This is a genomic window from Massilia sp. CFBP9012 (assembly GCF_034045115.1).
In the GTDB taxonomy this organism is placed as follows: Bacteria; Pseudomonadota; Gammaproteobacteria; order Burkholderiales; family Burkholderiaceae_D; genus Telluria.
This window is the reverse complement of the sequence record NZ_JAXCWM010000004.1, coordinates 256,173-275,659: the sequence shown is the minus strand read 5'-3', so window position 1 is coordinate 275,659 and position 19,487 is coordinate 256,173. Positions and strand designations below refer to the sequence as shown.

Sequence of the window (19,487 nt, the reverse complement as noted above, 5' to 3'; positions counted from 1 at the left end):
CCCTCATTCATTCCAGCAGATAGCACACGTCATCGCGGTCGCGTCCGCCCGTCTGGGTGCACAGGAAACCATCCAATCCCAGCCGCGCCGAACCATCCAGGCAGGCGCCGTCTACGTCCTCGCGCCGCAGCACCACCTGCAGCTCGCGATACGGCACGTCGATTGCAAAGCGGTCCAGCAAGGCGGCCAGTGCCCGCGCCCCTTCGGCGCCGGGCAAAAAGCGCTCGAAGGCCCTCGCATCCACCGGCCCCAGCCGGATGCGGATGCCCAGCTCGGGCCGCAACAGCCGCGCTCCCGCAGTAGCGCCCTCCCCCAGTACGCAGTTGCCGCACGCCAGCCGCGTGCGCTGCCCCGGCTCGAGCACGTCCCAGCGACCGGTAAATTGTTCTACCCGCACCGGCACCCGGAAATAGGCGCGCAGCACGCCCGCGATCGACTCCGCACTCACCACCCGGCTGCGCAGCGGCGCCGCGAACCAGGCCAGGCTGGCCGCCTCCACGTCATGCGCGCCGTCCGTGCGCGCCGGCACGCCGGCCAGCGCCAGCAGCAGCGGCAGGAAGCGGTCCACATCGGGCTCCATGGCATGGCGCACCCGGTACTTGCACCAGGCGCGGTAGAACAGCGCCACCTGGCGGCTCGACAACAGGTCGAGGAAGGCGCGCGGGCCTTCGTCGCGCACGGCAAGCTCCCAGGCCGCGAAGCGATCGGTGTAATGCAGCGGCAAGGTTCCCATCACGCCCAGCAAACCCATCAGCGTGGGCGTGACGCTCACCGCCGGCACGCCCTCGGTGGTGGGCACGATGGTCTCGATCTCGCTGGCCGGAAAGGCCAGCCCCAGGCTGTTGCGAAAGCGGATCAGGCCGCCCAGCGCATGCTCGGGCGCGATACCCTGGTGCGCCAGCCAGGACACCAGCAGCCGCACCGCCTGGAAGAATTCGTAGCGTTGCGGCTGCCGCAGCAGGTCGACGACGGCGCTGGTACGCCCGACAGCGTTCACACCAGCGCCAGGCTGCCGTTGCGGGGCTCGCATCGCAGCAACTCCTTGTCGCCCTGCCCCGACACCAGCACCAACCGGGTAAAGCTGTTCAGGTGCACATACAGGCCCAGGAAACGGCTCACGACCTGGGCGAACACGAACAGGCTGCTGCCGGCGAAGGCTTCCTCGTCCACTGTCATGCGCACCTCGATGCCATGCACCAGGCTCGCGCCGTAGCGGTTGCGCAGCCAGGCGGTGGCCGGGATTGAGGCCATCGCGCTCACGCCGGCGATCTGGCGCTGCGTGGCGCCAGAGCGCGGCAGGTCGTACAGGGCCAGGGTCTCGCGGAAGGCGTCGAGGTCGGCCAGCGAGCGGTGGTTCAGGGCCAGTTGCGTCACCAGGCGCCAGTGGGTGCCGTTGCGGTTGCCGAAGCGCAGCGGCGCGGAGGGCTTGCGCAGCAGGCGGATCGGCAGGCCGCTCGTCGCCGTCTCGCTAACCAGGTCGCCGCCCGGCGCCTTGATGCCGATGCCGCAGGCGGCCGCGCCGTTGCTGCAGGTGAGGTCGATCGAGGCCACGCTGGCATCTTCTTCCAGCCGCGAAAAATCGTCGTCGGTGAAGGCGATCTTCATGCGGTGGCGGCTGTCGCCGCGGTCGTCGCGCCGGGCGAACCAGTAGCGCTGGGCCTCCCCTCCTCCTTCGCCATGGCGCAGGCCGTAATAGGGACGGTACTCCACGCTGGCGGCCTTGCCGTCTTCGGTGCTGAGCACGTGCACGGCATCGATCGTATAGACCTCGACGCCCTCCTCGTGCCTGCTCGGCGCCACGTCGTACATTGCCGAACGGTGTGTGATGCGCACCGGCGCCGCCGCCTGGCGGAACAGGTTCACCACCGGCACGCAGCCGGTGAGCAGGTTGGCGGCCGACAGCGCGCGCAGGATGCGCGCCGGGCTGGAGTCGGCATGCATGCCGGTGAGGAGGAAATGCAGGGTGAAGTGGCGCGCGCCGGCCGGCAGCAAGGGCGCCAGCCGGGCCAGGTCGAGGTCCAGGAAATGGAATTTATCGGGGAAGGCGAAGTATTCGGTCAGCAGCCGGTAGGCCGGATGTGCGTGGTCCTGTTCCGGCACCAGCGCCTCGTCGGATTCCAGCCCGCCCAGCTGCAGCGCGGCGCCGTCGAGGCGGCGCCAGCCCTCCATGCCCTCGGCCTCGACCCAGGTTTCGACCACGTTCATGCCCAGGGCGTCGATCAGCGCCGCAGCCAGCAGGCCGTCGCCGTCCACGTGAAGGCGCAGGCGCGGCAGGCCACGGCCATACAGCATGCGCGCCGGCAGCGCGCTGTCGAAGGCGATGCCGATGCGGCTCGCCGCGCGCGGCGGCAGCCGGATGCGCGGCGGGACGTGGGCCACCGGTTCGAACCATGCGCGCGCCACCTTCACCGGCGCCAGCGCCAGCTCGGCCGTGGTGCGAAACACGCAGGGCGCCCCGCGCGCCCTCAGCGAACTCATCTCGGTGCCGCGCGGCACCGCCTGTACATGCTCGATCTTGCCGGCCCGGGCCAGCTGATCGCCGCCGTCCACCTGCGCGATCGAACAGCTCGGCAGGCCGTGCAGGAAATGCGGATACAGGCTGCCCAGCAAGGCTTCGGTCAGTTCCGGATAGTCGTCGTCGAGCTTTTTCGCGGTACGCGCATTGAGCAGCGCGCAGGCCTGGATCAGGCGCCGGATATGGGGGTCTTCGCTGCCCTCGGGTCCCAGCCCCAGCTCGGCCGCCAGGCGCGGATACTGGTGGGCGAGCTCGCGGCCGACGGTGTTCAGGTAGACCAGTTCGCGCTCGTAGTACGGCAACAGTTCTTCCATGAAGACCTCCTCAGGCTGTCGTTCTACGGTGGTGCAGATCGCGGCAAGTTGTCTTGTGACAGCGCAACATTGACGATGGGATGAAACTCGTTGCGATAAGCGAATCGCGCCTGGCAATACCGGGCTTGACAATAAGTCAGTAAAATCACGGGTCCACCGTTCTGTATCTGCATCATGACCGCCACCAACGCCACCAACGCCACCAGCGCTACCGCCACGCCCGTCCGCACCGAGATCGCCACCCTGTGGCGCCTGTCGTGGCCGGTGCTGGTCGGCCAGTTGGCGACGGTCGGCATGGGCGTGGTCGATGTCGCCCTCACCGGCCACGTCAGCGCCGACGAGCTGGCGGCGGTGTCGCTGGGCACGGCAGTGTGGTCGATCGTGCTGGTGACGGTAATGGGCACGATGATGGCGATTAACACCGTGGTCGCCCACGAGATCGGCGCCGCGCGCCACGACCGGGTGCCGCATTCGGTGCGCCAGGCCATGTGGAAGGGCTTGCTGGTCGGCCTGGTCGGCTGCCTGTTCGCCAACCTGTGCACCCTGCTGTTCGACCATATCGGCATGGAGGCCCACGTGGCCGACCGTGCTTCGCTGTTCCTGCACGTGATCAGCATCGGCATGCCGGCCTTCGGCGTGTACCGCGCGCTGTATGGCTATACCACCAGCATCAACCAGACCAAGCCGATCATGTGGATCGCCATCCTCGGCCTGGTGTTCAACACCGTGGTCGCCTGGGTGCTGGTGTACGGCAAGTTCGGCTTCCCGCAGCTGGGCGCGGTCGGCTGCGCGATCTCCACCGCCAGCGCGCTGTGGCTGATGCTGGGCGCCATGCTGTGGTGGGTCACGCGCTCGCCGGCCTACCGCCTCACTTACCCCTTCGACCGCTACGAAGGACCGGATGCCCGCGAGATCGGCGCCCAGCTGCGCCTTGGCCTGCCGATCGGCGTCACCTATTTTGCCGAGGTCAGCGCCTTCGGCCTGATCAGCCTGCTGGTTGCGCGCTATGGCGTGGTGCAGGTGTCCTCGCACCAGATCGCGCTCAATTTCGCTTCGCTGGTGTTCATGGTGCCGCTCAGCTTTGCGATCGGCATGCTCACCCGCGTCGGCCAGGCGATGGGCGAAGGCGATCCGGTGCGCGCGCGCTTCGTCGGCTGGGTCGGCGTGGGCGTCTCGGTCAGCTTCGGCGTCGTGGCGGCGCTCGGCATCGCCCTGTTCCGCTGGGAGATCGCGGCCATGTACACCTCCGATCCTGCGGTGCAACAGGTGACCGCCAACCTGCTGCTGTTCGCCGCCCTGTTCCAGCTGTCGGACTCGACGCAGGTCGCCACCGCCTCGGCCATCCGCGGCTACCAGGTGACGCGCCCGCCGATGGTGATCCAGTTATTGTCGTTCTGGGGCCTGTCGCTGCCGCTCGGCTGCATCCTCGGCCTGGCGCCGGCCTGGTTCCCGTGGGCGCCCGCCGCGCCGATGGAAGCCACCGGCTTCTGGATCGGCCTGGTGGTGGCCTTGACGGTGGCGGCGGTGTTGCTGACCTGGCAGTTCGAGAAGCTGGCGCGCCAGCGTATCCGCGACGGCGCGATGGCGCAGCCCCGCTGACTCTGGTATCGTCTCGCGATTGCTGTAAATTAATAATCCTCAAGAGACATCAATGCGCCCTCTTCTTCTTCTCCTGGCCGCCCTCGCGGCCTCTCCCGCCATGGCCGAACGCCTGACACTGGACCGCATCTACGGTGAAGCCTCGCTGGCCGGCGCCAGCGTGCGCAATCTGCGCGTGTCGCCCGACGGCGAACGCGTGACCTTCCTGCGCCCGCGCGCCGACGACCAGTACCGTCTCGACCTGTGGGAATACAACACCAGGAGCAAGGCCACGCAGCGCCTGGTCGACTCCAAGCAGCTGGTGCCGAACGAAGAGTTGTCGCTCGAGGAAAAAGCACGACGCGAACGCGCGCGTACCGCCGGCCTGTCGGGCATCCTCAACTATTACTGGTCGCCCGACGGCAAGCGCCTGCTGGTGCCGATCGGCGGCGACTTGTATCTCGTCGACGCTGCCAAGCCGGAAGCCGCGCGCAAGGTCGCCTCGGGCAACGTGATCGATCCGAAGATCTCGCCGCGCGGCCGCTACGTGTCCTTCGTGCGCAACCAGAACCTGGTGGTGATCGATCTCACGACCGGCGCCGAGCGTCAGCTGACGACCGATGGCAAGGGCACCGTGCACAATGGCGAAGCGGAATTCATCGCCCAGGAAGAGATGGACCAGCACACCGGCTACTACTGGGCGCCGGACGATTCGCACATCGCCTACCGCCGCTACGACGACGCGCCGGTGCCGGTGGTGCGCCGCTTCGAGATCTTCGCCGACCGCACCGAGGTGATCGACCAGCATTACCCGGCCGCGGGCGATCCGAACGTGGCGATCGAGCTGATGATCGTCGATCCAGCCACCGGCGCGCAGCGGAAAATCGACCTCGGCCAGGACAAGGATATCTACCTGGTGCGCGCCGACTTCAGCGCCGACGCCAGGACCCTCGTCTACCAGCGCCAGACGCGCGACCAGAAGCGCCTCGACCTGGTGGCGGTCGACGTCGCCTCGCTGGCCCAGCGTCCGCTGTTCTCCGAAACCTCCAAGACCTGGGTCGAAGTCCATAACGACCTGCGCTTCCTCAAGAACCGCCAGGCCTTCGTCTGGGCGTCCGAGCGCAGCGGCCGCAAGCACCTGTATTTGTACGACCTGAACGGCAAGCTGCTGCACCCGATCTCGCGCGGCGACTGGGGCGTGGACAATATCCTGGCGGTCGATGAAGGCGCCGGCAAGATCTATGTGTCGTCGAACCGCGACGCCGTGATCGACAAGCAGACCTATGCGCTGTCGCTGGACGGCCGCGGCGCCGACAAGCCAGCCCGCATCACCCAGGGCGATGGCTGGCACGAGGCCTCGTTCGCCGGCAACGGCAAGCTGTTCGTGGACACCTATTCGAACCCGAGCACCCCGCCGCAAGTGTCGATCCGTCGCGCCGACGGCAGCATGGTCGAGTGGATCGAGAAGAATGAACTCAATGCCAACCATCCGTACACGCGCCATCTCGATGCGCACCTGCCGACCGAATACGGCACCCTGAAGGCGGCCGATGGCCAGACCCTGCACTATTCGATCATCAAGCCGGCCGGTTTCGATGCGAACAAACGCTACCCGGTGTTCCTGTTCACCTATGGCGGCCCACATTCGCAGCGCGTGACTCGCGCCTGGGGCAATTATTTTGACCAGTACATGGCGCAGCAGGGCTTCGTGGTCTTCCGCCTCGACAACCGCGGCTCGGGCCGGCGCGAGCGCCAGTTCACCGACGTGCTGCACAACAATCTGGGCAAGCACGAAGTCGATGACCAGGTGGCCGGCATCGACTGGCTGGCCAAGCAGAGCTTCGTCGATCCAAAACGCGTGGGCGTGTTTGGCTGGAGCTATGGCGGCTTCATGACCCTGCGCCTGCTGTCGGCTGCGTCGGACAAGATCGCGATGGGCGTGTCGGTGGCGCCGGTGACCGACTGGGCGCTGTACGACACCCACTATACCGAGCGCTACGTTGGCGGCACGCCGAAGGGCGATCCGGAAGCGTACAAACGCAGCGGCGTGTTCGCCCACATGGACGGCATGAAATCGCACCTGCTGCTGATCCACGGCATGGCCGACGACAATGTGCTGTTCTCGAACACCACCCTGTTGATCGACGAACTCGTGAAGCGCAATGTGCAGTTCGACCTGATGACCTATCCGGGCGCCAAGCACGGCATGTCGGGCCGCACCAACCAGCGCCACGTGTATGGCCTGATCGAGTCCTACTTCAAGAAGCAGCTGGGCGGCACACAGCCGAACTGATCAAGCTAAAACTGCACGTCAAATGCACGTCGTCCCCGCGAAGGCGGGGACCCAAGTTTGCAGGCGTCTCGATAACGCTCGCAGTACTTGGGTCCCCGCCTGCGCGGGGACGACATTTTTCAGCTACTGAAAGCTTACGGACGTGGCTTTGGACGGTTCACTTCGTCCACGGCATCCTTCACGACTTCTTTCGCGTCGCCGTAGGCTTCCTGGGTCTTGCCCTCGGCCTGGTTTGCCAGGCCTTTCGCCTGCTGTTCGGTGCTGCCCACCACTTTACCGGCGCCTTCTTGAATCTTGCCGCCGATGTCTTTCAGTTTGCCTTCGACTTGGTCTTTGTTCATGGTGTTCTCCTTGAGTAATGCATGCCTGAATGGCCATGCGATGAGTACAGAATAGCCCTTTCGCGCCTGCTCATCTGTTAGCGCACGCACACAGCAATGCGACCCCATCCGCGCGACGTTTTTGTAGCTTAAATGCTAATCTTTTCTTGCAACGCGGCCCGCCGCTCAAGAAGAGAATCCTCCATGAATAACAACAATACCGAAGCCGTTCCGGAAACCCACGAAGCTCCACAAGCCCAGCGCCGCCTGGCGCGCCGCGTGACCCTCGTCAATGGCATCGCAGTGCTATTCATCCTCGGCCTGGCCGCGGTCGTATTGGCGGCCGATGCGCTGTTGCTGGTGTTCGCCTGCGTCCTGTTCGCGATCCTGCTCTACAAATTGAGCGAGATCATGCACCGGCGTTTTCACATGCGGCGCAAGCTCGCGCTCGGCATCGTCGTGTTGCTGCTCGGCGCCATCGTCGGTCTGGGCGGCTGGGTCATGGCGCCGCAGATTTCCGAGCAGTCGACCCAGCTGGCAAAGGAAATCCCGGCTGCGATCGAACGCCTGCAGGGCGAAGTCGCACAGCATCCCCTGCTCAAGCGCGTCGTGGACGAACTGCCGCCGCCGGAAGACATCGTCAAACAGATGAGTTCGATGGTGCCGAATGCCGGCCTGTTCTTTACGGGCATACTGGGCGCTTTCGGCAACATCATCATCATCATCTTCGTCGGCATTTATTTTGCCGCCACGCCGGGGGTGTACACGGGCGGCTTCATCCGCCTGATCCCGCAACACAAGCGCGGCCGGGCGCGCGAAGTCATCGACGAGATGGGCGATTCGCTGGCCAGCTGGCTGCTCGGCAAGGCGTTGTCGATGCTGATCGTCGGCACTACCACCGCGATCGGCCTCTCCCTGCTGGGCGTGCCGCTGGCACTGATCCTGGGCGTCATCGCCGGCCTGCTCGACTTCATCCCCTACCTCGGCCCGATCATGGCCGGTATCCCGGCCGTGCTGCTGGCGCTGTCGATCAGCCCGGAAATGGCGATGTATGCGCTGCTGCTGTTCGCCGCAATCAATATGCTCGAAGGTTATGTACTGCAGCCGATGATTGAAGCCAAGGCGATCGACCTGCCGCCCGCGCTGGTGATCGTGATGCAACTGATCTTCGGCACCCTGTTCGGCTTTGCCGGCGTGGCGCTGGCGACGCCGCTGGCCGCCGTGCTGTCGGTGCTGGTCAAGATGCTTTATATAGAAGACGTGCTGGGGGACAGACCGGCGAAAGGAGCGTGAGCGGATACAGGTAAATCGGGCACATCTTCCGGACTTTCAGGTCTACGCGTGCGTGCCAGGCGGCGTCATGATGGACGCCTGCTCCCACGACGCGAAAGGAACGAAGATGAGACGCCACGCCATTATTGCCGTGCTGGTCCTTGCCAGCGTGCAGGCGGCGCATGCACAAACCGTGTCAGCCGCGGCAACTGGACAGTGTCCCACCAGCGGCCCGGGCAGCGCCGAGCAGCGCGCCCGCGACATCGTCATGGTGGGCTGGGAAAGAAAACCGGGCGACGGCCCGCTGGTGTTCCGCGAAAAGTTTGCCCGCGACTACGAATGGTCCAATGCCCGCGATCGCCTCTACTATGACGATTTCTCGTCCGATCCGCGCCCGGTGCGCGATCCCGATGCCTATGGCGCCATCTGGGCGCCGATCTTCAGCGCGCTGCGCAGCGCACGCCACGCGATCAGCATCGAACCGACCGCGGTATACAGCGGCAAGCTGGCCGTCTCGACGCTCGAATTCGTCGCCCTGATCGAACCGGCCACCGGCGCGGCGCGGCCGATTCGTACACTGATGACCCTGACCTGGCGCTGCCATGCCGATGGCTGGCGCATCATCCGCGAACACAATTCCACCAAGGTCGTGCCGGCGGACAGCATCCAGTCCTATTTCAAGACGGCGGCCAGATAACAGAACGGCCCGGTCGTTTTCACGACCGGGCCGTTCCGGAAGACGGGTTGGATCAGCGATTGCCTTTGGCGATTTCTTTCACGTCGCCGACTTTCTTCTGAACCTTGCCCTCAGCCTGGTTCGACAGGCCTTCGCTCTGCTGCTGGCGGCTGCCGACGGCTTCGCCGACTTTCTGCTGCACCTTGCCGCCGATTTCCTTCGCCTTGCCTTTGACTTGATCCTTGTTCATTGCAATCTCCTTGCCTGTTACGTGGATGAGCCTTAAGAATAGGATTAACTTCCAGGCGGTTCTGTTCGACGCTTAACAAACAGGCTTACGCCAAACGCTGGCAAGCCACGGTTGCTGGTCGCGCGGCAAGCCGGGTGGGCGGTAGTAGTGATGCAGCGCCGTGAAACCGGCCGCGAGCAGATGGCGTTCCCAGGTGGCGTAGTCGTAAAAGCTGCCATAACGCGGGCCGTTCCAGCCTTCCTGGTTCTCGCCGCGCGGGTTCGAACTGAACAGCACCCCGCCCGGTTTCAGCGCGGCATGCAGGTTCGTCAATACCTGCGGCAAGGCGGCGCTGGGCACATGGAACAGGACGGCGTTGGCGAAGATGCCGTCAAAGGTCTCTTGAGGCAGATCAAGGTGCAGGAAATCCTGGTGCCACACCTCGCAGCCGCTGTAGTCGCGCGCCATAGCCACGAAGCGCTCGCTGCCGTCGACGCCGATGGCGCGGTGGCCGAGCGCGCTGAAGGTCTTGAGGTCGCGTCCCGGGCCGCAGCCCAGGTCGAGGACGGTGTACGGCGCCGGGGCGTCGATCGCCTCAAGCAGGGCGGCGATGTTCTGGCTGACGTCGTGGTCGATCGTGCCGGCGAAGAAGGAATCGGCATTGCGCTCGTAATGCGCCAGCGTGCGGCGGGCGATGTCATCGTGCGCGTCGTGTGCGTCGTGCGTCTTATTGTGATTGTTCTCATGATCCATGACGACAGTATGCCAGCCGGCGGCGAACGACGCTGTCGCCGCGCATTCGACCAGCTTGGCGGCTTCAGAAAAAAAAATCAAAATTTTTTCAAAGAAACCCTAAAGTTCCCAAAATCCCTGCCGTAAAAGAACCAGACAACCGGCAATCCGGCCGGCGACTCCTTGTTTTGGTGGCAACATGAACGCAAACGAAACCCTCGCGATGTATGAAAACCTGGCTGGCCTGACCCGTCAGATGTCGGAAGCCGCCAAGGCTGGGGATTGGAACGAGTTTGCCAACCTGAACGTGGAAGCCAAGGTCGAAGCGCGTAGCGCCGCCGCCGGCATGCCGGCCCTGGAAGGCGCCCAGCGCCTGCGCAAGATCGACCTGCTCAAGCAGCTGATGGCCAACGACCGCGCGATCCGCGACGTGACCGAGCCATTCGACGGCCAGCTGGAGCGCGCGCTGCAGGCGCACTGATTCCTGGCGAATCCTGAATCAAGGCACCTGCGGGTGCCTTTTTTGTTGCCGGAACAAATACCAGCGGCGGCAGGGAAAGTTGAAGCGCCAAAGAAAAAGCGCCCATCGGGCGCCTTGGCTGCCGCCGAGCCAGGGGCTCGACCGCGAATCGGGTGGAGGGCGAACCCCAGCTATCTGCTGGCGTCGCCTCTTGCCGGTTGCTCCCGGCGTCCACCGCCACTGCAGGCAGATGGACTGCTTCCGATCACAGGCGTTTCATCAACGGTCGCCTGTTGTCGCGCCACGCTATCGGTGGTGGCTGCGCAGACCCTGTGCCGTCTGTGACCTCATCGATCACAAATTTAGTATAACGCAAAATCAAACTTGTGTAGACATTTCCTGTTCAGCGTCGTCCAGCTTCGGCTCGACCGGCTCCTGGCTGGCTTTCTTGCGCGCGAAACGCTGGCGCAGGCGGGTTATCAAGGGCACGCCAGGCATGGGCTGGATATGTCCTGCCCGCTTGCGACGACGAACCATAAAGATCGCAGCGCCGGCCAGCGCCAGCACGGCGCCAAGGCCACCGGCGATCCAGCCCCAGGGCGTGGACGCCTCCGGCTCCGGCGCCGGACGCCGCCGGGCCGGATGCGGCTTGTTCGGGTCGGCCGGCCGCGGCTTGCCGACGGCCGCCGGACTGGCGCCCAGCGCCACCTGCAATACCTTCACCTTGTCTTCCAGCTGGCCGATCTGTTCGCGCAACTGCGCATTCTTGTAATCCAGCGCGGCGCACACGGTCGATCGATCGACGTCGGGCGCGGGCGCGCAAGCGGCGGGCGCAGCCGCGGCGGCCAGCGGCAGGGGCAGCGCCTTGGGAGCCGGCTCAGGCTTCGCTACCGGTGCCGGCCTGGCTTCCTGCTTCAATTCCGGGGTGGGTTCGGGCTTGGGTTCCTGCTTCGGCGCCGGCGCGATCTTGGCGACCACCGGCTTGGGCGGCGGCGCCGGACGCGGCCTCGGTGGCGGCTTGGCCACGACTGGCGCGGGCGCGGGCGTGTCGGCCACCACCGGCGCCGCAATCCTGACCGGCGCCGGCGGTGGCGGCGGATTCGGATTCGGCGCCATCGGCAAGGTCACCAGGCGAACGCCGCGCTGGCCGCCATCGGACAATTCCAGGTACAAGTGCAGCCGGCTTGATTCGACCGGGGCCAGCGACGTCACGCGCAGGAACTGGCGGCCGTCGCGCTGCGTCACAGTCATATTGAGTGTCGACAGCACGTGTGGCATGCCGATATTGGCGCCGCGGTAGACGTTCGGGTCGGCCAGGCGCACCTGGACCGGGGTCGCCGGCGCGTCGAGCATGGTCAGTTCGATGTCGGCCACGAGCTGCTGGCCGATGTATGAACGGACCTGCGCTTCGCCCAGTTCGGCTGCGCCGGCAGCGCTGGACAGCAGCGCGCAAGTGATGATCAAGGGGAGGCGGCTAGCCATAAGGAATACCGAGAGAGAAGCCCAAGCGTAATTAACGGACATTGCGATAAACTCTTTAATCCCAGCCCCTTGCACAACAGGAATGTCTATGGAAAACAGGATTGAGAAGGACAGCTTTGGCCCGATCGAGGTAGCCGCCGATCGTCTATGGGGTGCGCAGACCCAGCGCTCGCTCCACCACTTCCACATCTCCACCGAGCGCATGGCGCCCGAGCTGGTCGCGGCGCTGGCCCAGGTCAAGCGCGCGGCGGCGGCGGTCAACCGCTCGCTCGGCAAGCTTTCCAGCGACAAGGCCGACGCCATCATCCGGGCTGCGGACGAAGTGCTCGACGGCCGCCACCCGGCCGAATTCCCGCTCGCCGTGTGGCAGACCGGCTCGGGCACGCAGAGCAATATGAACATGAACGAAGTGCTGGCCAACCGCGGCTCCGAGCTGCTCGGTGGCGAGCGCGGCGAAGGCCGCATGCTGCACCCGAACGACCACGTCAATATGGGCCAGTCGTCGAACGACATCTTCCCGACCGCCATGCACGTGGCCGCCGCCTGGGCCCTGGCCAAAGAGGTCTTGCCGGCGCTGGCCCAGCTGCGCGGCACCCTGCTGCGCAAATCGCGCGACTTCGAACCGATCGTCAAGATCGGTCGCACCCACCTGCAGGATGCGACGCCGCTGACCCTGGGCCAGGAATTCTCCGGCTACGTGGCCCAGCTCGAGTATTCCGAGCAGCAGCTCAAGTCCGCCCTGCCCGGCCTGCTGCTGTTGGCCGCCGGCGGCACCGCCGTGGGCACCGGCCTGAACGCCCACCCTGAATTCGCCCCGCGCATCGCGGCCGAGCTCGGCTCGCGCACCGGCCTGTCGTTCAAGACCGCGCCGAACAAGTTCATGGCCCTGGCCGCCCACGACGCCATGGTCGCCGCCCACGGCGCCTTCAAGACGCTGGCCACGGCCCTCATGAAGATCGCCAACGACGTGCGCTGGATGGCGTCCGGCCCCCGCTCGGGCCTGGGCGAGATCACCATCCCCGAGAACGAGCCGGGCAGCTCGATCATGCCGGGCAAGGTCAATCCGACCCAGTGCGAGGCGCTCACCATGCTGTGCTGCCAGGTGTTCGGCAATGACGTCGCCATCACGGTCGGCGGTTCCCAGGGCAATTTCGAACTCAATGTGTTCAAGCCCATGATCGTGCACAACTTCCTGCAAAGCGCACGCCTGCTGGCCGACGGCATGCGCTCCTTCGACCAGCATTGCGCCCAGGGTATCGAGCCCAACCGCGCCCGCATCGGCGAGCTGATGGAAAAATCGCTGATGCTGGTGACTGCGCTGGCGCCGCACATCGGGTATGATCGCGCCGCGCAGATCGCCAAGAAGGCATCGACGGACGGCCTGACCTTGCGCCAGGCCGCCCTGCAGAGCGGCTTCGTCGACGAACAGCAGTTCGACCAGTGGATCGTGCCGATCGATATGACGCGTCCGGATCCGGTGTAAGCCGACGAGGGCGCGCATGGACGTTGTTTGCGCCCTTGTTTGCGCCGGTATCTGCGCCATATTTGCGCCAGTATCTGCGCCAGTACAAAGCGGCCTCATCAATCGTACGCCGCCATCACCAACCCGAGGATAGAATGCAAAAAATAGTTTTCGATTTGACATCAGAATTCGTCGAGGTCAACCAGCTGCTGAAGCTGGTCGGCCTGGTCGATAGCGGCGGCGCCGGCAAGAATATGGTCGCCAGCGGCGCGGTGTCGGTCGATGGTAAACAAGAGCTGCGCAAAACGGCGAAGATCCGCAGTGGCCAGACCGTCTCGGTCGGCGACCTGCGCATCACCGTGCAGTAAGCTGTTGGGCCGCAGGCCGGGCCTATAGTGCGAAGAAATGGGGCGCCAGAACGGCGTTCTTATGTTTGCGCACTAACAAACAGAGCGGGGCTTCCTTGTTTATATTTTAAGACGTCACTCATACGGCTTAGAGGTGAAGGCGATGGAAACCCCGGAACAGCATGCACAAACGCAGGAGCAATTGATTGGCGACCTGCGCCTCGTGATCGAAAACGCGGAAGAACTGCTCAAGAATACCGATCATTACTCCAGCGCCCTGTACCAGAACGCGCGCGCCAAGCTGTCGCTCGCCCTGGAAGCGGCGAATGAAGAACTGTCCCGCTTCGAGGATGCGCAACTGGAGCGCATGATGGCCGCCACCCGCGCCGCCAACGACCGCTACAGGGACAGGTCGGGCGAGGCACGCATCCTGCGCGCCTTCCACTAAACGACGAAAGCAAAAACCCGGCATGCAAGCCGGGTTTTAACGGGCAAGAAACAATCCCGTGTGATCTTCGATCCGGCTTTTGCGCTTAAGTTCGCGCCGGATTCAAGCCCTGGATGCAGGCTTGAAATTCAAGCCTTGGTATTGATCGTATTGCCCAGGTGCGGCGGCAGGCTTTGCGGTTGTGGCAGCGCGTCCAGCAGCTGGGCGGCCGACACCGCCTGGATGTCCATGGATTTCTTGAGCATGGTAACGCCCACTTCCTGACGGATACCGGTTTCGGCCATGCTGGTCGCAAGCTTGGCAATATTCGTAACGTCCATACACCTCTCCAGAAAAAGACTTGTCAGTCTTTAACGGCCCCATCGACCGAAACTTGAGGCCTCGTCTTTAACCATCCGCAAACCCAGTCCACCACCCCGCCCAGGTCGTTCAAGTCGAGCCAGGCGAGGCCGGCGCGCGCGTCGACCGGCCGCGCCACGTCCGAGACCACGGCCAGGATCGTGGCGTCGTCCCGGAACAGCGGCGGCTTGCCCAGGCTCGGGCGGTGCACCTCGAGCTTGGGCAGGGCTTCCCACTTATAACCTTCGACCAGGGTCAGGTCGGCCGGCGACAGCCGCGCCAGCAGTGCGACCAGCCCCGGCTCCGGCGCTGCGCGCAGCTCGCGCATGATGGCAATGCGATAAGGCGAGGCGATCATCACCTCGGCCGCCCCGGCCAGGCGCAGGCGCGCGCTGTCCTTGCGCGGCGGCTCGAGTTCGATGTCATGGTGGCTGTGCTTGACGATATTCACCCGCAAGCCATCCTGCGCCAGGCGCGCGACCAGCCCTTCCAGCAAGGTGGTCTTGCCGCTGCCCGACCAGCCCACCACGCCCAGGACCGGACCGGGTCCCTGCCCTTGCGCCGTACTCGGCACGTCAGTACGCGACACGGTAGCGGGTTCCCCGGTAGTTCATCACGGCCGCCTTCGGCATCAGGCGCTCGAGCACCAGGCCGGGCGCCACTTCCTCGCCTTCGCGGCGCAGCATCTTGTCCACCAGCAGCAAGCTCTCGCCCGGCGTCGGCGAATAGATATAGCCGCCAAAGCTCACTTGCGGGATCTCGCGCCTGACCGCCTCGGGCAATTGCTGCAGGGTGCGCAGGTTATCCTCGCCGGCAGGCGTTGCGGATACCGGCGCTTCGGCCACGCGCACTGGTGGCGGCGCCGGTTCGGCCACCTCGGCCGGGGGCGGAGCCGGTTTCGCGGCCACCGGGGCGGCTTCGCGCGGGGCCGGTGCCGGTGTTGGTGCCGGTGTTGGTGCCGGTGTTGGTGCGACAGGCGGTACAGCAACCGCCGTGGGCGCGGGAGCGGGAGCGGGAGCAGGTGCAGGTGCGGGTGCGGGCGCAGACACCGGCGCCGCCGCCAGCCGCACCGGCTGTTCGCCCCCATGGCGCACCCACAGCAAGGCGCCCGCCGCCACCAGCACGCCCAGCCCGAGGCCGATCATGAGATGGCGCCGGTGCCCGCCCTGGGCGCGATCCGGCGCCGCATACATGGGCGGCGGCGCGTGAATGGTCGGGGCGTTGCCCAGCTGGCGTTCGGCCTGGGCCTTCTTGAGTGCTTCGAGGATGTACGACATATCAGTTTCCCGCCCCCTTCACTGGACCGGCCAGCAGGCGCGGCTCGGCCACGCCGGACAGCTGGTTCAGACGCATATAGGTGCGCGGTCCGGCCACGCCGTCCGCCTTCAGGTCCTGGGCCGCCTGGAAGGCGCGCAGCCATTCCTGCGTGCGCGCGTCCAGCGGCTGGTCGAGCGCCGGCGCGGTCGTCTTGTTCAGGCCAGCCAGGCGCTGGGCGATCCAGTCGACGTCGGGACCACGTTCGCCCTGCCCCACGACGTCGCGAAACGCCCCCGGCATGCGCCAGAAGGTCGTGAACTCGCCGCCGAAGCGCGCGACGAAGGCGGGAATCGCGACCCGCTCGCGGCGCCCGTCCACGGCCAGCAGCACGCTGCCCTCGTCCATTCCGACCAGCACCGCATAGCCGGTGCGCGGGCCGTCGTGCAGCGTGACCACGGCCGGCCGATCCAGCAGGCGCAGCTCGTACAGGCCACCGCGGCCCCCATGGCAGCGCAGGTTGGCGCGCTGGGCCGCCTCGCAGGTGGCCTTCGGGCTGGCGCCGGCAATGCCGGCGAACGACGGTCCCCACAGGGCGGCCAGCGCGCGCAGCGCATCGTTCTCGCTCTTGCCGGCCGCAAAATCGGCGCCGGCCACGGGCGCGGCCTTGATCTGCGCCGGCGTCGGCGCAGGCGCCGGCTTGGCCGCCACCTGCTTCACGGCGGCCGGCGCCGCTTGCGCGGTGGCCGGCTGCGCCTGCTGCGCCTGCTGCTGCGGCAGCATCTGCCAGGCCGCGGCGCTGATCGCCACCCCGGCCAGTGCCCCGCCCGCCAGCAGCGGCCAGCGCAGCGGCTTGCGTGCGGCCGGCTCGCCGGCGAACACTTCCTCGGCCGACTTCTGCAGGATGGCGCGCGTGACTTGCGGGCTGTTCTCGACATAGGCGCCCAGCAGCGCGCGGTCGCACAGCAGGTTGATCCGGCGCGGCACGCCATGCGTCAGGCGGTGCACCAATGCCGTCAAGCCCTGTGGGAACGGCATCCCGGCCGCCCCGGACACCGCCAGCCGGTGCGAAATATAAGCCCCGGTTTCCTGCTCGGACAGCGGCCCCAGGTGATAGCGCGCGATCACGCGCTGCGCCAGCTGCTCCAGCTCCGGGCGCGCCAGCATGGTGCGCAGCTCGGGCTGGCCGATCAGGATGATCTGCAGCAGCTTGCGCTCGCTGGTCTCGAGATTGGTCAACAGACGCAGCTGCTCGAGCACCTCGCTCGACAGGTTCTGGGCCTCGTCGATCACCAGCACATTGTTCAGGCCCTGGGCATGCGATTCGAGCAGGTGGCGGTTGATCGCATCGACATGGGATTTGACGCCGCCCACCCCGGGCGGCAGCGCGATGTGCAGCTCGTCGCAAATCGTCTGCAGCAGCTCTTCGGCGTTCAGGCGCGGATTGAAGATATAGGCCAGGCGGCAATTATCGGGAATCTGCTCGATGAAGCAGCGGCACACGGTGGTCTTGCCGGCGCCGATCTCGCCCGTCAGCAGGACGAAGCCGCCGCCGCTGCCGATGCCGTACAGCAGATGGGCCAGCGCCTCGCGGTGCCGCTCGCTCATGAACAGGTAGCGCGGATCGGGCGCGATCGAGAACGGAGCGTGCTTGAGCTGGAAATAATGGTTGTACATGCGTTGGGGCGTACCAGTTTGCGTGCGTGGCTAGCGGCCGGGAGGCTGCGGCTTGAACTTCGCGCAGTATATTTTGCTTTTGTCCCTGGCATAGGCGATCGTGCTGCCCGGGTTTGACTTGCGCAAAGGGTAGCGCGAGGCGTCCACCGGTTTGAAGGCGACGCCGGCGCCGGCGCGCACTGCTTTCTCGAATTCCTCGGGCTTGCTGTCGACGATGGCGGCGACGAACACCAGGTTGCTGGTATCGTCGCTGACCATCACCTCGCTCACCTGGGCGCCCCACAGCGAGGCCTCGGCCTTGAACCACCAGGCCCCGCCCTCGCGCTTGTAGGCCGGGCCGAAGGCCTGGGTCAGGTAGGCGTGGAAATAGGCGTTGTCCAGCTGGCTGCGGCACAGCAGCGCGCTGCCGATCACCGGCCCGAAGGTCGACGGCGCCGCCATCGCGCTGCTGCAGACGAGCCCTGCCAGCAGCGGCAAGGCGCGCAGCGTGGACCGGGTCTTGCCCTGCAGCCCTGGGTGGCGAATCATGGACATCCTTTTTTCGACGATCTCGACATTATGACATTCCACGCCGTGGCGGGCACCGCGGATTGTCGCGGACGGCGCACGGTTCGTCGCATGGGGGTGCAGTTGAGTCCACGAATCCACCGCTTCATCGGTTTCGTCATGCACCGCGCGCAGCGCCGGCGTATCGTTCAGGCTCCCATCGACTCCAGGCCAGGAATAATATGCACATCGTGCAAAAAACCACCCTGCTGGCCGTCGCCCTCGGCGCCGCCTTCCTATCGATCGACAACAGCCAGGCGGACACCCCAACCAAGGCGGTCTCCGAACAGCGCAGCGTCGCGGCCTTCAGCGCCATCGAGTTGAACGGTCCGTACGAGGTCGCCATCGACACCCAGGGCCGGCCCGGCCTGAGCCTGCGCGGCGAACGCCAGCAGCTCGACGAGGTCGAGACCTTCGTGCGCGGCGACACCCTGGTGGTGCGGCCCAAGGAGGGCAAGCTGTTCAGCTTCGGCTTCGGCCCGCGGCGCGAAACCGTGGTCATCCACATCGGCGCGCCGGCTCTGAAAAGCCTGTCGATGTCGGGCAGCGGCGACACCACGCTGGGCCAGGTGAGCGGAGAGCGCTTCGCGCTCAACCTCAACGGCCCGGGCGACCTGGAAGTCTCCGGCGCGGTGCGCGACCTGGCGCTGACCGTGAGCGGCAGCGGCGACGCCAAACTGCAGCGACTGCGGGCCAGCAATGTGGCGCTCACGCTGTCCGGTCCCGGCGACGTGCGGCTGGCCAATATCGACGGCTCACTGCACGCCAAGATCAGCGGCTCGGGCGACCTCGAGGCCGACGGCCTGCGCCTGGCGCGCCTGGAAGCGCGCCTCTCCGGTCCCGGCGACATGGTGCTGCGCGGCGCCAGCGGCGAAGTGCGCGCCGAAGTGACCGGCTCGGGCTCCCTCGACGCCTGCGACCTGGCCGCCGGCCGCGCCAGCACCTTGCAAAGCGGTCCCGGCGACGTCTGCCTGGGCGGCGCCATCACCCAACTCGACGCCGAAGTCGGCGGCTCGGGCAACCTGACCGCGCTCGGCCTGCGCGCGAAAGCGGCCACCTTGCGCCTGCATGGGCCGGGCGACGCCCGGCTGGCCGGCACGGTGGGCGAATTCAAGGCGCAGATGTCGGGCTCGGGCGATATCGACGCCGGCGGCCTCACGGTCACGAAAGCCACGCTCAAGGCACGCGGCCCGGGCGGCATCGAACTGGCCCAGGTCTCGGACACGCTGGAGGCGGAACTGCGCGGTTCGGGCAGCCTGACGTCGGCGATCCAGGGCAAGCGCCTGGTCCTGACCTCGGACGGCCCGGGCAGCGCCCGCATCAGCGGCCAGGTCGGGATGGTTCACGCCCGCCTGAGCGGCTCGGGCAGCCTGGACGGCAACCGCCTCAAGGCCGACCGCGCCGACATCGCAGTCAGCGGCCCCGGCACCGCCCGGGTGCATGTGGCCGAACGCGCGGGCAATGCGGCGGCGGGTGGCAACGGCCAGCTGCTGGTGGTCGACCGCCGCGGCAGCAGCCACGCGCCGCAGTAGACCACAAACAA

20 protein-coding genes are annotated in these 19,487 nt (G+C 66.2%); 9 read left to right on the top strand and 11 right to left on the bottom strand.

Features of this window, described 5'->3' with window-relative positions; all coding sequences use genetic code 11:
• Positions 1-7: 7 nt before the first annotated feature.
• Both tssG and tssF read right to left on the bottom strand, forming a co-directional pair.
• Positions 8-997, bottom strand: a complete 990-nt coding sequence (gene tssG / locus SOM61_RS08340) for a type VI secretion system baseplate subunit TssG (RefSeq protein ID WP_320473644.1) — start codon at positions 995-997, stop codon at positions 8-10.
• Complete coding sequence (tssF, locus tag SOM61_RS08335; RefSeq protein WP_320473643.1) at positions 994-2,829, bottom strand: type VI secretion system baseplate subunit TssF; 1,836 nt, start codon at positions 2,827-2,829, stop codon at positions 994-996. Before tssF ends, tssG begins: the two co-directional genes overlap by 4 nt.
• Positions 2,830-3,003: 174 nt before the next feature.
• Between tssF and SOM61_RS08330 the strand changes: the two genes are divergently transcribed.
• Together SOM61_RS08330 and SOM61_RS08325 are read left to right on the top strand one after the other, a co-directional pair.
• On the top strand, positions 3,004-4,428 hold the full coding sequence (locus SOM61_RS08330; protein WP_320473642.1) for an MATE family efflux transporter: 1,425 nt from the start codon (positions 3,004-3,006) through the stop codon (positions 4,426-4,428).
• A 52-nt stretch (positions 4,429-4,480) separates the two neighbouring features.
• On the top strand, positions 4,481-6,700 hold the full coding sequence (locus SOM61_RS08325; RefSeq protein WP_320473641.1) for a S9 family peptidase: 2,220 nt from the start codon (positions 4,481-4,483) through the stop codon (positions 6,698-6,700).
• Positions 6,701-6,834: 134 nt separating this feature from the next.
• On the opposite strand, the gene SOM61_RS08320 is transcribed toward SOM61_RS08325, so the two are convergent.
• Positions 6,835-7,041, bottom strand: coding sequence for a CsbD family protein (locus tag SOM61_RS08320; protein ID WP_123070604.1), 207 nt, complete (start codon positions 7,039-7,041; stop codon positions 6,835-6,837).
• A gap of 183 nt (positions 7,042-7,224) precedes the next feature.
• On the opposite strand from SOM61_RS08320, the gene SOM61_RS08315 reads away from it, so the two are divergent.
• A complete protein-coding gene (locus SOM61_RS08315) occupies positions 7,225-8,313 on the top strand; it encodes an AI-2E family transporter (RefSeq protein ID WP_320473640.1) in 1,089 nt (362 codons plus the stop codon).
• Between the two features lie 106 nt (positions 8,314-8,419).
• Positions 8,420-8,989 (top strand): YybH family protein, encoded by a 570-nt coding sequence (locus SOM61_RS08310; RefSeq protein WP_320473639.1) that lies wholly within the window; start codon positions 8,420-8,422, stop codon positions 8,987-8,989.
• A 52-nt stretch (positions 8,990-9,041) separates the two neighbouring features.
• Here SOM61_RS08310 and SOM61_RS08305 read toward each other — a convergent pair whose 3' ends face one another.
• Complete coding sequence (locus SOM61_RS08305; protein ID WP_137174977.1) at positions 9,042-9,218, bottom strand: CsbD family protein; 177 nt, start codon at positions 9,216-9,218, stop codon at positions 9,042-9,044.
• Between the two features lie 72 nt (positions 9,219-9,290).
• Positions 9,291-9,950 carry a class I SAM-dependent methyltransferase gene (locus SOM61_RS08300; RefSeq protein WP_320473793.1) on the bottom strand — a complete coding sequence of 220 codons (660 nt, stop codon included), beginning with the start codon at positions 9,948-9,950 and terminating at the stop codon, positions 9,291-9,293.
• A gap of 178 nt (positions 9,951-10,128) precedes the next feature.
• Between SOM61_RS08300 and SOM61_RS08295 the strand changes: the two genes are divergently transcribed.
• Complete coding sequence (locus tag SOM61_RS08295; RefSeq protein ID WP_320473638.1) at positions 10,129-10,410, top strand: flagellar protein FliT; 282 nt, start codon at positions 10,129-10,131, stop codon at positions 10,408-10,410.
• 357 nt (positions 10,411-10,767) lie between these two features.
• On the opposite strand, the gene SOM61_RS08290 is transcribed toward SOM61_RS08295, so the two are convergent.
• Positions 10,768-11,871 carry a FimV/HubP-related protein gene (locus tag SOM61_RS08290; protein ID WP_320473637.1) on the bottom strand — a complete coding sequence of 368 codons (1,104 nt, stop codon included), beginning with the start codon at positions 11,869-11,871 and terminating at the stop codon, positions 10,768-10,770.
• Between the two features lie 88 nt (positions 11,872-11,959).
• On the opposite strand from SOM61_RS08290, the gene fumC reads away from it, so the two are divergent.
• The 3 genes from fumC (at position 11,960) to SOM61_RS08275 (ending at position 14,128) form a co-directional block, all read left to right on the top strand.
• On the top strand, positions 11,960-13,354 hold the full coding sequence (fumC, locus tag SOM61_RS08285) for a class II fumarate hydratase (protein ID WP_320473636.1): 1,395 nt from the start codon (positions 11,960-11,962) through the stop codon (positions 13,352-13,354).
• Positions 13,355-13,488: 134 nt separating this feature from the next.
• On the top strand, positions 13,489-13,701 hold the full coding sequence (locus SOM61_RS08280) for an RNA-binding S4 domain-containing protein (protein WP_320473635.1): 213 nt from the start codon (positions 13,489-13,491) through the stop codon (positions 13,699-13,701).
• A 142-nt stretch (positions 13,702-13,843) separates the two neighbouring features.
• Complete coding sequence (locus SOM61_RS08275) at positions 13,844-14,128, top strand: DUF883 family protein (RefSeq protein ID WP_320473634.1); 285 nt, start codon at positions 13,844-13,846, stop codon at positions 14,126-14,128.
• 128 nt (positions 14,129-14,256) lie between these two features.
• Here SOM61_RS08275 and SOM61_RS08270 read toward each other — a convergent pair whose 3' ends face one another.
• From SOM61_RS08270 to SOM61_RS08250, 5 genes are read right to left on the bottom strand one after another with little or no spacing between them, the layout of a single operon-like run.
• The gene (locus SOM61_RS08270; protein ID WP_320473633.1) at positions 14,257-14,448 is read right to left on the bottom strand and encodes a YjfB family protein; all 192 of its coding nucleotides are present in this window, start codon (positions 14,446-14,448) and stop codon (positions 14,257-14,259) included.
• A gap of 23 nt (positions 14,449-14,471) precedes the next feature.
• Entirely contained in the window at positions 14,472-15,056 is a 585-nt protein-coding gene (mobB, locus tag SOM61_RS08265) for a molybdopterin-guanine dinucleotide biosynthesis protein B (RefSeq protein WP_320473632.1), read from the bottom strand.
• A complete protein-coding gene (locus SOM61_RS08260; protein ID WP_320473631.1) occupies positions 15,043-15,744 on the bottom strand; it encodes a general secretion pathway protein GspB in 702 nt (233 codons plus the stop codon). The genes mobB and SOM61_RS08260 overlap by 14 nt, the downstream gene beginning before the upstream one ends.
• 1 nt (position 15,745) lies before the next feature.
• A complete protein-coding gene (locus SOM61_RS08255; protein ID WP_320473630.1) occupies positions 15,746-17,398 on the bottom strand; it encodes an AAA family ATPase in 1,653 nt (550 codons plus the stop codon).
• 30 nt (positions 17,399-17,428) lie between these two features.
• Positions 17,429-17,926 carry a hypothetical protein gene (locus tag SOM61_RS08250; protein ID WP_320473629.1) on the bottom strand — a complete coding sequence of 166 codons (498 nt, stop codon included), beginning with the start codon at positions 17,924-17,926 and terminating at the stop codon, positions 17,429-17,431.
• A gap of 200 nt (positions 17,927-18,126) precedes the next feature.
• Between SOM61_RS08250 and SOM61_RS08245 the strand changes: the two genes are divergently transcribed.
• Entirely contained in the window at positions 18,127-19,476 is a 1,350-nt protein-coding gene (locus SOM61_RS08245; RefSeq protein WP_320473628.1) for a GIN domain-containing protein, read from the top strand.
• Positions 19,477-19,487 lie beyond the last annotated feature (11 nt).